This window comes from Anaerocolumna sp. MB42-C2 (genome assembly GCF_030913705.1).
In the GTDB taxonomy this organism is placed as follows: Bacteria; Bacillota; Clostridia; order Lachnospirales; family Lachnospiraceae; genus Anaerocolumna.
On sequence record NZ_CP133190.1, the window covers coordinates 1,478,564 to 1,490,229 of the forward strand.

Here is an 11,666-nt window from a genome sequence, read left to right on the forward strand (position 1 = left end):
AGGAATATTAATGTTGGTATGTGATCCTTCCAATGTCATAATCCTAGCGACTATCCTGCAATGCAACATCAAACAGTAAATCCATCATTTCCTGTTCGTTTCTCATAAAATCCTCCGAATGTCATAGTTCTCTTTCTATCAGTATCTTTTATGACATTATGTTATCACGGTAAGAAACAGAAAGCAAAAAGAGACACAAAAGCAAGAAAGCCTATTTCCTTTGTTTGTTAATACTAATAAAATTATTTTTTAGTTTTTATTGTTCTTATCTGCTCAGCTAATCTGCAGTTTTAAAGTATTGGATCATCTGATTACATAACTCCTTCAACCTCTCTTCATTCCATATCCATATTATTCACCGGCCACCGTAATATTTAAGTTTTTAATCTTCCCATCATTAAGAGTGAAGCAAAAGTCCAAGGGAACAGGACTGCCTTCAAAATTACCGGAAATGGTGGCAGTAACAACTGTTTCACCGTTTTTCTCTGAACAATTGGTGATTTCAGTCATAACCTTGGCGCTCCTGTTTGCCTCAAGAATATGCCTGCTGACGGCTTTAGGCCCATAATATGTTTCTTCTTCATCAACCAGCATGGCATCCTCCGCAAAGCATCCGGCTAGCAAGTTATCATCATAGACATCTGAAGCATGATAATAGGCTGCAATCGGCTGCGGCAATGGAATTGCTCTGCTGTTAGAGGAAAAAACATTGCAAAGCCGTGTGATTTTATCTCCGTCCATCATAAAATGAAAATCAAGAAACAAGGGGTCAGGCAGACCGACCTTGTTGTAATCACCATCACATCTTGCAGTAACAACAATCTCTTTGGCATCTTGAACAGCATTTATAACTTCCAGCCTCAGATGAACACCGAAGTATTCGTGGTCACTCCACTCTTTAATGTCTGGTTTCCCATAATATTCTTTTCCTGCATCGATTACGACAGCATTCTCGGCAAAAATTGAAAGAAAGGCCACAGGGTCGTTCGCGTTTACTGCCTGAAAATGTATCTCAACCGCTTTAGGTATTTGAAATCTATTGTTTGTCATAGTCATCTTTCTCCTTTATATCGTGCGGACTATCCCGCAAGGTGTGCTGATATCAGCTTGTATAAATAATTCTGGCTCTTTTATTCATCCGGAATGGTTCGCTCAGTAGTGATAACTGTAGCCCCAGCTTTTGTAAGGTGTTTTACAATTACCTCCCCCATTCCTCCCTTAGTACCGCTTGTTAAGAGAATGCGCTATCCCTCAAGTTCCTTAGGTTCAATTGTTATATAATTGAAATTATCCATGAATAGACCTCCTCTTTTATAATTTGTTAGAATTTTTCACGCTTTAATTATATAAAAGATAACCTGACAACATATTGTCAGGTTATCTTTTATATTTTCTGGTAATTTTATTTAATTCATTCTTAAGACATAAGTCTTCAATATTTCCATTGAGTTGAAAAATCTTAACTGCTTAATTCTTGTCATCGTGGAAAAATTGACATGAAAACTATTATAAATTATAATTGATATGAAAACTATTAAATTATGCGAGTATAGATTGGAGGGGATGAACTATAAGGAAAAGCAGGAAACATTGTGCATAGCAAAGGCTATTGCATATCATTTAAGCAGAAAATCAATAGCCTTTGCTACCTTAAAGAATAATTTTTAGGAGGTCACAATGGGCTATGTTCACGCTTTGGAAATGCTGCCCCAGGAATTGATTGAAAAAATCCAAGAATATGTTGATGGGCAAGTTATATACATTCCAAAAGTAAATTCGAAAAAATGTAAATGGGGAGAAAAGACAGATACGAAAGCGTATTTCAAAGAAAGAAATTTTAAAATATACAATAGTTATAAAAACGGTACGACAGTTATTGAACTGTCAGAGAAATACTTTTTAACTCCCAAAAGCATTCAACGCATTATACGAAGTATTCAAATTTTATGAGTAGATGTGTCACTTTACAAAGTGGCACATCTATTTTTTACAACGATTTGTGCTCCCCTATTTGAAATGGAAAACGGTATAATGGATTTGTAAAGATAACAGAGGAAAGGGGAAATATCCAATGGAAATTGTGAAAGTAATTGATAGCGATAAAACAAAGTACATGGAGTTGCTGCTTATTGCAGATGAACAGGTAAGTATGATAGAAAAATATTTGTATCGTGGTGAAATGTTCGCCTTGTGTGATGATGATGTTAAATCGATTTGCGTTGTTACACAAGAGCAAGACAGCGTTTATGAAATTAAGAATATTGTTACTGTTCCTAAATATCAAAGAAAAGGATATGGACAATATCTAATTTCATTTATCGCTGATTACTACAAAAAGTCTGGCCGCGAGTTATATGTTGGAACAGGCGATAGCCCTATGACACTTCATTTCTACGAGAAATGCGGATTTACAAAGTCACACGTTGTTAAAAACTTTTTTGTAGACAATTACGACCACCCTATGTATGAAAATGGACAACAGTTAGTAGATATGATTTATTTGAAAAGACCTCTATAAAATGGAGTTGTGTCCTCCCAATAGGGATATTAAAAACCGTTGTCAGGCGGTAGAATAGCTATTACCTAAACAAAATACGGCAGCCTAACGGCGGTATCTCAAGAGATATCGCCGTGCTTGCTCTGAGCCTCTTGTCATTGAGGCAATCAGAGGGCTTATTTAAAATCAAAAATTTGAAGCGAAATCAAGTTACGAAAAGACAAGGATCTTAACACGACCACTTTGAACAGAAATCTGATATTATTGTTAAGACATACAAATCGTTCTTGCATATTTTCTTTCAGAATCTTCAACTACTCTGATACTTCCAGCTTTTATCATATGTTCAATCCTTGAAGCATACCACCAATCACCTATGCCTAAAGGATAATAACCCAGTATATCACCAATAACTCTCGCTTCCTTGGCAGGATTGGATGAAAGTCGTCTTCTAATCAAAAAATCATAAAAATCTTCTGGTACACCTATTAAATTTCCATTAATCACTGCTCTAAGAGGACTATTATTTTCTACCAATTCTACCCATTGATTACCGAACATTCTTATTTCAGACAGAGTTATTTTTTTCTCATAGACAAGAAATTGGCTGAATTCTTCTGCTGATACTTCACCCCAATTACAATATTTTTTAATCGTATTTATATCTGTTTGTACGTACTCAGGTAGTTTAACAACAAATGTATCATTTGAATAATTCCTTAGTATATGACACAGGTAGTAAAGTCCGCATAATGAATATGGGCTATCACTATACCATATTCGTATCGATTCGCCTTTCTTTAAAAACTCTAAAAGTCTACTAAATTCCTTAATATATATTTTAATAGCCATTTTAAGTTCTTTCAATACCTCTTGGTTATTATCCCACCCATTTTGCGTAAACATAGACAAAATCAAATCTTGCCTATACTGACTTTCAATGGATTTTTTAATGTCTCCAATATCCAGCATAAAAGCAAGGCAAATCACTTCATCAGAGCATGAAGTTGAACCATTTTTTTCACCAATTTTTATTGTATTACTGCTCTTGGAAGCTTTCATTGAGCCAGCTTCACTATCCCCAAATAAAATCTCTATCATTAATATATCTCCTGCAATATTAAGAGCACTACGTCTGCTCAGGTATTTTTTTAGTCCCTAATTTGAAAAGCGGGAGAATATCCCGTATATCAGGATTATACAACACGTTGTCCAATTGTCCATACTACCATTCTATTTTACTCCACTTGTTTTTATAGGCACAAAATATCGAATCTTACCGTAATTCCACTCATTCAACTGTTTCGAATGTGGTCCGGCAAAATGGTATAACATATGGCGTCCCATTGATTCATCCAAATCTAAATGTTCCTGCGATGCAAGCCAAACCAATATCCCCTTATATATCCGATCATATTCGCTGAACTCCCAACTATCCGCAAGAGCAGATGCATATAAACCGCCATCGAATTGAATAATCTCAAATCCTTCGGTGTCCGCTTCGGTCATCCAATCTTCAAGAATAAACACCCAAACGAGTTTATTGTGTTCGGCATCATGATACATAAAATCACGAGGGTTTATTTTATCAGCGATTCGTAAGCTGAGCCGTCCCCACATTGAATCAAATCGACGGTGGATATCATCACTCTCGACATTGAGGTATCCCGAAGTTACCATTCGGCAAGTCGGCATTTCAATAACAAGAATATCTGGCTGTCGTTCCACTTTTTCAGCGACGGCTAACAAACGATTCACATTTGCCGTATTTCCATCGTAATCCACATTGACAAGCTGAGTTTCAAGTTCTTTCGCTTTCTTATATAGCATCTTGACATCCGATTTTTTACCGAAATCAGCTTGTTCGATTTGGTGTATAAATTCTAATACAATTTCTTTCAGTTCATGCAACAGCGAAACTTCTTCATCAATATGTTCAACTTTTTTACCCAGCACCTCTAAAACAATCTCAGAACCGGATGTATTGAATATGCGCTGAATATCCTTAATACTAATATTCAACTTGCGTAAAATTAGAATCTGCTCCAATCGTTTTACGGCAGCTTCGTCATACAACCTGTAAGCGTAATCATCGCTTCGAACGCTTGTTATCAGCCCCATATCCTCATAATAACGAAGCGTACGGGCTGATATATCGTATTGGGTTGATACATCTCTGATTTTAATTAATTCACTCACGGTTTATCCTCCTCTTTGTTGGTTTTAATCATAGTATAAACTATTCCCCAACGGCAGAGTCAAGGATGTAAGAGAATACATTCGTTTTTAAGTTTAATATTTCATTTACTTTTACTTATTATTCTTTCCATTCAATTAAGTCAGATGCATTCGAAAGGTATTCTTTAGTCGCTGAATTCCACTCATCTTCGGTTACTTCTTTATCTTCAATCATAAATACATCATAATCGGTACTTTCCGTCATACCATTTTCATCAACACTGTGATATTTTGAGAAATTTACCCTTGAGACTTCATTACCATCGGAGTCCAAAACCAGATAATAGTAATTTATGTGAGTCGGCGCTGCACCATCACGTTCGTATAAGATTGCTCCGTTGTTTAGCGGGGATTCGTAATCCGGACCATTGTGCCATAAAACTATTTTACTATCTTGATATGTAAAAATGGCATAACTGCCGCCTGCAATAGGACGCAGATGAAGTTCTGGTATTCCATCCCCGTTCATATCAAACAAGGCATAGTAGGTTTTAAAATCTGGTTCCAAAGAAATATCTTTCAATGTAACAACTCCATCACTTATCTCCTGTTTTGGGTCTTTTGCATTTACACTACCTGCTAAGAAATCGTCGTATGCTGCAATTGCCTCCTTATAAGCAGCTGATTCATTATTATCAGTAGTAGTTTCATCGTTACTGGAAGAAGATACTTCCTCCGATGTCTGGGGCGAAACACTATCAGTTGGCTTGGCAGGATTCTCTGTAACTGTTGCACTTGGTGCAGGTGATGTATCAGTTGTTGCACTTGGTGCAGGTGATGTATCCGATGTTGCAGTAGTGTTGGTACTGTTTTGACTACAGGCGTTTAGAGTAACCAGAAATACGGATAAAAGTAAAAGATAAAGAGGTTTTACTAGAAAGAGTTTACGCTTCATGATGTCCTCCTAAATTTTTATTTATGGGCAAGGCCATTATTCATTGGTTCTTGCCTATCCATGTATTATAATCCAGATTATGTAAATGTCAAGGGTAACATCTATTAACTCTGTATGTATACCAATATCCTGCGTTTAAGGCTATAAAGTACAATGGATATGGATTATTTTCCGTTCCCTTTACATAATTTCTAAATAAAGCCAAATGGGTTTATTGGTTTTACTTCTTGAGATATTCGCAATTTTATCAATTGACAAATCAGGTTTATAAGCATAAACTAATTATATGGTTTATAATTATAAACTTGATTGGGAGGTACATAAATGGAAAACCTGAAGATATGTGAAAGTGATTACCGCTTTATGTTGGTGGTATGGGAGAACCAACCGGTGGCATCGGGCCGCCTTGTGACGCTTTGCACCGAAAAACTCGGCTGGAAAAAGTCAACCACTTATACCGTGTTACGGAAAATGTGCGAAAAGGGACTACTAATAAACGAGAATACCATTGTGAGTGCTATCGTTCCCAAGGAACAGATACAGGCTTTTGAGAGTGAATACTTTGTTGAAAAGGCTTTCGAAGGCTCACTGCCAAAGTTTCTCACCTCGTTTCTCGGTGGTAAAACCATATCGGAAAAGCAAGCCGACGAACTCAAACGCCTGATTGATGAACACAAGGAGAGGTGAATATGGAAGAGTTGTTTTTAATAATATTAAATATGAGCATTACGGCTGGCTATGTCATACCCGCAGTAATTTTCATCCGCTTACTTCTAAAGAGAGCCCCGAAAAAGTATTCCTATCTGTTATGGTCTGTCGTGCTTTTTCGTCTTATTTGCCCCGTCTCCTTCTCCTCTGTCTGCAGCATCTTTCAAATACAACCGTTTGATATGACAGCCGCGTTCAGAGGTAGCCGTGTTTCACTTAATTTTATCCCTGCCGATATAGGGTATATGAAAACTCCGAGAGTAACTGTTGGTATTCCTGCCATAAATTCCCTCATCAGCGGAAGTTTGCCTACAGCTGCTCCAAACACCAGTGCTAATCTTCTGCAAATATGGATTTTTTTCGGAACGATCCTTTGGTGTATCGGTATCGCCACTCTCCTTATCTACAGTATCGTCACCTATATCCGCCTGAAACATCGTGTATCCACTGCTGTCCGGCTGGAGGGCAATGTTTATGAAACCGATAAAATCCGATCACCTTTCATTCTTGGTTTTGTTTTACCCCGAATTTATATTCCTTTCGGCTTGGGTGTGCAGGAGTCAGAATACATTCTCCGTCACGAGAGATATCATTTAAAACGAAAAGACTATCTGGTAAAAGCTTTAAGTTTTTGTGTGCTGGCCATTCACTGGTTTAACCCACTTGTCTGGCTTGCCTTTGTTCTCATGACACAAGATATGGAGATGAGCTGTGATGAAAAGGTACTTTCAGAAACAGACACAGATATTGTTCATGATTACAGCACATCCCTTCTGGCTTTTGCAGCAAACCGACGTATTCCGGCAGCAAGTCCACTTGCCTTCGGAGAAGCTGGTATACGGGAGCGGGTGAAGAACATTTTACGATTTAAGAAACCAAAAAAATGGGTGGTCATTCTCACCGCCATTCTCTGTGTTACCGCCGTCATTACCTGCGCCGCAAATCCATTGAAAGAAGCAATCACAAAGTCAAACGATGTACCTTATGGTAATTATGTATTTGAAAAGCAGATCTATATGAATCCTCTCAGCTCTTTTATGGTCTTAGATGGGTTTAAGGAATATTACACGCTTACTAAAAATCTGCTAATACTGACGGATAAGACCGGCATCCAGCAAAGATATGCAGTTACCTATCAGAAAGATTTGGTAGATGAACAGACGTTTAAGAATAGCTTTATGATTAATATTAACATTCCTGATGTTACCAAATACAAAGACAAATATCAATACACACTAACTAATACATCCGGTTCTGCTGTTTATCGTATTTATCTTATGGATGATGAGATATGGCTGGCACAAATACACAAGGACTCCGCTAATACTCAAAAAAGCGAATATATCTGGAGTATTTATAAAATTACAAGGATTGGGGATATACCCATGAAAGCTACAATATCCGGAACACAGGACGGCGTTTTGGACTTCCTCTCTCACCAGCAAAATTTTAAGTCGGGCTACAATAATGACACATGTTATAACATCACTCCAAACTATATTCGGCAAAATTCCGATTATTTGATTTTCAAATATGACACCTCCTGCGCTTCCCTACTGTTGTATGAGGACAAAATATACCCTCTTGGTGAATGGTTCGGTGGTTATGGCCTGACCAGTATGTCTCTTTTCGATTTAGATGGTGACCAAAAACCGGAATTGTATTTCACCTATTCATTTGGCTCCGGGCTTCACCGTTCCAACGCTGCATATTTTGATCCAATTGCAAATAAAGTTATTGTTTTTAATTATACACATCCGAATAGCGATATGCTTATTACTCCAAACTACGATGGGGGACTATCTCTTTATGACGCTGACATAAAAACAATAGACAGCTTTGTGAATTTCGAAATTGAGAAAAAAGATTATATTTCAGATATTACTTATGAAAATGGACAAATCTCATTAAACCCTATACCAAAGAAGTAATCGGAATCGTTATCACGAAAAACTTATTACAGATGCAATAGGGCGGTCTACACAAACCGCCGCTGTATATTCGTTACACACCAAACACTGGTTGCCACACCTTATTCCATTGTCTTATAATGAGCATTGCTTTCTTTTGAGACAATCGCAAGCACCCATGGGGTGCTTGTAACCATATGAAAAGTTTCTGGCTCTATATCAAGATTTAGTACATGTTAAAATGAGAAGATTATCCTCACATTAACCTACCAATTACCACCCCTGCTTCTGTGCCTTTTCTTAAAACTTTTCATAATCATCCTGCGATATATAGTTGCCATGGCTGTGATTCACTTTGTATTATGGAAAGAGATAGCAATATGAAAGAATTTTACCTCTTTCATTAGCAAGATTAGTGCCATGCCTGGCATACTCAAAAGAAAAAGGCTGCGATAACGCAACCTCATTCTTCTGACCAGTCTTATTTGTAAATACATTTCTGCTTATAAGTATCTATTTCCCTGTTTTCTTTCTTTTGACTTACATTCACTCAGCTAGTCGACTTCTTCTGAAACTTCTATATATGTCGTTCTTCATGTTTACATATCATTCATATTATTTTCTCCATCCAGTAATAATAATGCATCAAGTTCAGGTTTTTCGCCTAAAAGGCCTATTGCATAAACCGTATAATACTTATCAGCGGTAAGATTAACATCAGGTACTGTAAGAACAACATTTGAGGTTCCTGCTGCTCTAACTTGCAGTGTATAATTCATCGGAATAACATCAGTATAATTCGTTATGTGTTTAAATGCAATGTTACTAAAAACAACCGTTCCATCTGGTAACGTAATATCTACCGCAGGAGCATTCGGCGAAAGATGTAAAAATCTTATCATAGCTTTGCCTGGCTTTCTTATTCCGTTAGTATCAGCAATAGCCAGTAACCCTATATCACTAAGATTACCAACTGCAGCTACCGTTAATATAGAGTTCTTATTCACGGTTAACATATTAGCTAATACAGGAGAATTTTTAGTTCCAGCAACATAAAGAGATATTTTATACCTTCCTTCAGGTATAGATAAATAATCTGTATAATCACCATAAGCAAGATTATTAATAATTAATTTATCATTAGCATATATGTCAACATTAGGCGCGTCTGGCACTGTGTGTATTACACGAACATAACCCGTTGGCATATCATTTCCAGTATATTTTGTGTTGTTATACATTTTTTCCTCACGATTAATATAGTATGGTATAATATATGCTTAAATTTATTCATATGATATTTATTTGTTTAAATTTTACCTTCGTTATTCTTTTGTTGAACCTCGTCAAAGATATTACTATTATTCGATTTATTTTTCGTATTCTGGTAACCCATCATTAAATTTTTCAATTCCGTTACTTCAGCCATCATTGTAATAAAATCTTCTTTTGTTATTGGCTTTTTACCATGCAGGATTTCCACCTGCTAAACCAGTCACCCTTTTCCGGACGCGCTCATCCTTTCACTGCACCGATAATGATACCTTTTAAGAAGTAGTTTTGAAAGAAAGGATATATTATCAGTATAGGTAATGCACCCATAACAGCAATTGCCATCTTGATACCTGAGGATGGTAATACAATGTCCTGATTAATAGAAGCACCACCCTGTGCGTTGGATAGCAGGAACTGAACATCCATCAGCATTCTGTTCAAAAGCGACTGGACACTATACATGGAATCTTTATTGATATAATACAAACTATTAAGCCAATCATTCCAATAAGCTAATCCAACTAATAAGGTTACTGTTGCTACAATTGGAATGGACATTGGCAATACAATTTTATTTAAAATAAGTCCCTCAGTTGCCCCGTCTATACGTGCTGCTTCTATAACTGCTTCAGGAATATTAGTAGTAAAATAAGTTCTCATCATTATGACATAAAATGCACTCATCATTAATCCGGGAACAATATATGCCCACCATGTATTTTTAATATGAAAGTTCTGCGTCCACATAATATAGGAAGGTACCAGACCACCATTAAATAACATGGTAAAAAATATAAAAAAGGAAAATATGTTCCTTCCAGGAAGGTCCCTTCTTGATAACGGATAAGCAAATAACACTGTTAATAATACATTGGCAAGAGTACCTACAATCGTTACTCCGCCGGATATAATATAAGATCTTATAATCGTTGTAGAATCTACCAACAAGTATTTATATGCATCAAATGAAAGCTTTTTCGGAAAGAAGCTATAACCATTGTGAGTTAATGTCAGTTCATCCGTAAAGGAAGAAACAATAAGCAGTATAAATGGAAGCAAACAGAATATTGCTAATATAATTAAAATTACATTTGCCATTATTTGAAAACCTTTTCTTCTTTCAACCATTTTTATTTTTCCTCCTTTAGAATAGCGCATTTTCTTCGCTTACTTTTTTCACTATAAAATTAGCTGTCAAAACCAGAATAAATCCGACAACAGATTGGTAAAATCCTGCCGCCGATGTCATGCTTACGTTGTTCAGCGTAATTAAACCACGGTATACATAGGTATCAATTGTATTGGTTACGTCAACTAATAATCCACTGTTCAACGGTACCTGATAGAACAATCCGAAATCTGAATAGAAAATCCGCCCAATTGACATCAGGGTCAAGGTTATGATGGTAGGTTTTAAACAAGGAATTGTAATGTGCTTGATTTGCTGCCATCTGGATGCACCGTCTATCGCGGCTGCCTCAAAATACCCCTTATCGATACCAACTAAAGTCGCGAAGTAAATAATACTGGTATAGCCAAAGCCTTTCCACAGATGCACTGAGGTTAAAATGAATGGCCAATATTTTGGTGTTGAATACCAGGGAATTGGTTTAATTCCAAGTGGAATAAGAATACTATTATTGATGAAACCTGAGTCTGCACTTAAGAAGGCATAAACCAAATAACTGACCACCACCATTGATATCAAGAAAGGAATTAATATAATTGTTTGATAGAGTTTTTTCAATTTGACTTCTTTAATTTCATTTAATAATATAGCAACTATGATAGCCAATACCGTACCAATAATAATGAAAACCGCATTATAACATAAAGTATTTCTGGTAATAACAAAAGCTTCCTTTGTTTTGAATAGAAATTCAAAATTTTTAAATCCCACAAATTTACTTGCAGAAAGTCCTTTGGTATAATTATACTGTTTAAAAGCTATTTGTAATCCAAACATTGGTATGTAATTATTGACGATTATATATATAACTCCTGGTAACATCATCAGATATAGTGGGATATATCGATTGAGCTTTTTTAATTTTTTTCTGATCTCAAAATTCATCTAAAAACCCTCCAATACAGAATAATAAGGGGGATAGCCGTTTTGTCGCCGTTTCCCCCTTATATGCTG

12 protein-coding genes and 1 pseudogene are annotated in these 11,666 nt (G+C 36.3%); 4 read left to right on the forward strand and 9 right to left on the reverse strand.

The features are described from left to right. Together RBU59_RS06585 and RBU59_RS06590 are read right to left on the reverse strand one after the other, a co-directional pair. Positions 1-106 (reverse strand): annotated as a pseudogene (locus tag RBU59_RS06585) (aminoglycoside 6-adenylyltransferase); the annotation flags it as partial. 245 nt (positions 107-351) lie between these two features. Next, positions 352-1,050: a nuclear transport factor 2 family protein gene (locus tag RBU59_RS06590; RefSeq protein WP_308147087.1), complete on the reverse strand. Its 699-nt coding sequence runs from the start codon at positions 1,048-1,050 to the stop codon at positions 352-354. A 627-nt stretch (positions 1,051-1,677) separates the two neighbouring features. On the opposite strand from RBU59_RS06590, the gene RBU59_RS06595 reads away from it, so the two are divergent. Together RBU59_RS06595 and RBU59_RS06600 are read left to right on the forward strand one after the other, a co-directional pair. After that, positions 1,678-1,950 (forward strand): CD3324 family protein, encoded by a 273-nt coding sequence (locus RBU59_RS06595; protein WP_308147088.1) that lies wholly within the window; start codon positions 1,678-1,680, stop codon positions 1,948-1,950. A gap of 121 nt (positions 1,951-2,071) precedes the next feature. Beyond that, the gene (locus RBU59_RS06600; protein WP_308147089.1) at positions 2,072-2,518 is read left to right on the forward strand and encodes a GNAT family N-acetyltransferase; all 447 of its coding nucleotides are present in this window, start codon (positions 2,072-2,074) and stop codon (positions 2,516-2,518) included. 246 nt (positions 2,519-2,764) lie between these two features. Here the strand turns inward: RBU59_RS06600 and RBU59_RS06605 are convergent, their stop codons facing one another. The 3 genes from RBU59_RS06605 to RBU59_RS06615 all read right to left on the reverse strand — a co-directional run bounded on the left by RBU59_RS06605 (position 2,765) and on the right by RBU59_RS06615 (position 5,630). After that, positions 2,765-3,598, reverse strand: coding sequence for a DUF1835 domain-containing protein (locus RBU59_RS06605; RefSeq protein WP_308147090.1), 834 nt, complete (start codon positions 3,596-3,598; stop codon positions 2,765-2,767). Between the two features lie 132 nt (positions 3,599-3,730). Next, complete coding sequence (locus tag RBU59_RS06610) at positions 3,731-4,696, reverse strand: helix-turn-helix domain-containing protein (protein WP_308147091.1); 966 nt, start codon at positions 4,694-4,696, stop codon at positions 3,731-3,733. Positions 4,697-4,814: 118 nt separating this feature from the next. Then, the gene (locus RBU59_RS06615) at positions 4,815-5,630 is read right to left on the reverse strand and encodes a hypothetical protein (RefSeq protein WP_308147092.1); all 816 of its coding nucleotides are present in this window, start codon (positions 5,628-5,630) and stop codon (positions 4,815-4,817) included. Between the two features lie 324 nt (positions 5,631-5,954). Between RBU59_RS06615 and RBU59_RS06620 the strand changes: the two genes are divergently transcribed. Both RBU59_RS06620 and RBU59_RS06625 read left to right on the forward strand, forming a co-directional pair. Beyond that, positions 5,955-6,317 (forward strand): BlaI/MecI/CopY family transcriptional regulator, encoded by a 363-nt coding sequence (locus RBU59_RS06620; RefSeq protein ID WP_308147093.1) that lies wholly within the window; start codon positions 5,955-5,957, stop codon positions 6,315-6,317. A gap of 2 nt (positions 6,318-6,319) precedes the next feature. After that, complete coding sequence (locus tag RBU59_RS06625) at positions 6,320-8,269, forward strand: M56 family metallopeptidase (protein WP_308147094.1); 1,950 nt, start codon at positions 6,320-6,322, stop codon at positions 8,267-8,269. Between the two features lie 578 nt (positions 8,270-8,847). Here the strand turns inward: RBU59_RS06625 and RBU59_RS06630 are convergent. The 4 genes from RBU59_RS06630 to RBU59_RS06645 all read right to left on the reverse strand — a co-directional run bounded on the left by RBU59_RS06630 (position 8,848) and on the right by RBU59_RS06645 (position 11,597). Further along, positions 8,848-9,489: a DUF4397 domain-containing protein gene (locus RBU59_RS06630; protein ID WP_308147095.1), complete on the reverse strand. Its 642-nt coding sequence runs from the start codon at positions 9,487-9,489 to the stop codon at positions 8,848-8,850. A gap of 68 nt (positions 9,490-9,557) precedes the next feature. Continuing rightward, entirely contained in the window at positions 9,558-9,731 is a 174-nt protein-coding gene (locus RBU59_RS06635; RefSeq protein ID WP_308147096.1) for a hypothetical protein, read from the reverse strand. Positions 9,732-9,763: 32 nt separating this feature from the next. Beyond that, positions 9,764-10,651 (reverse strand): carbohydrate ABC transporter permease, encoded by an 888-nt coding sequence (locus RBU59_RS06640; protein WP_308147097.1) that lies wholly within the window; start codon positions 10,649-10,651, stop codon positions 9,764-9,766. Between the two features lie 16 nt (positions 10,652-10,667). Further along, positions 10,668-11,597, reverse strand: coding sequence for an ABC transporter permease (locus RBU59_RS06645; protein ID WP_308147098.1), 930 nt, complete (start codon positions 11,595-11,597; stop codon positions 10,668-10,670). Positions 11,598-11,666 lie beyond the last annotated feature (69 nt).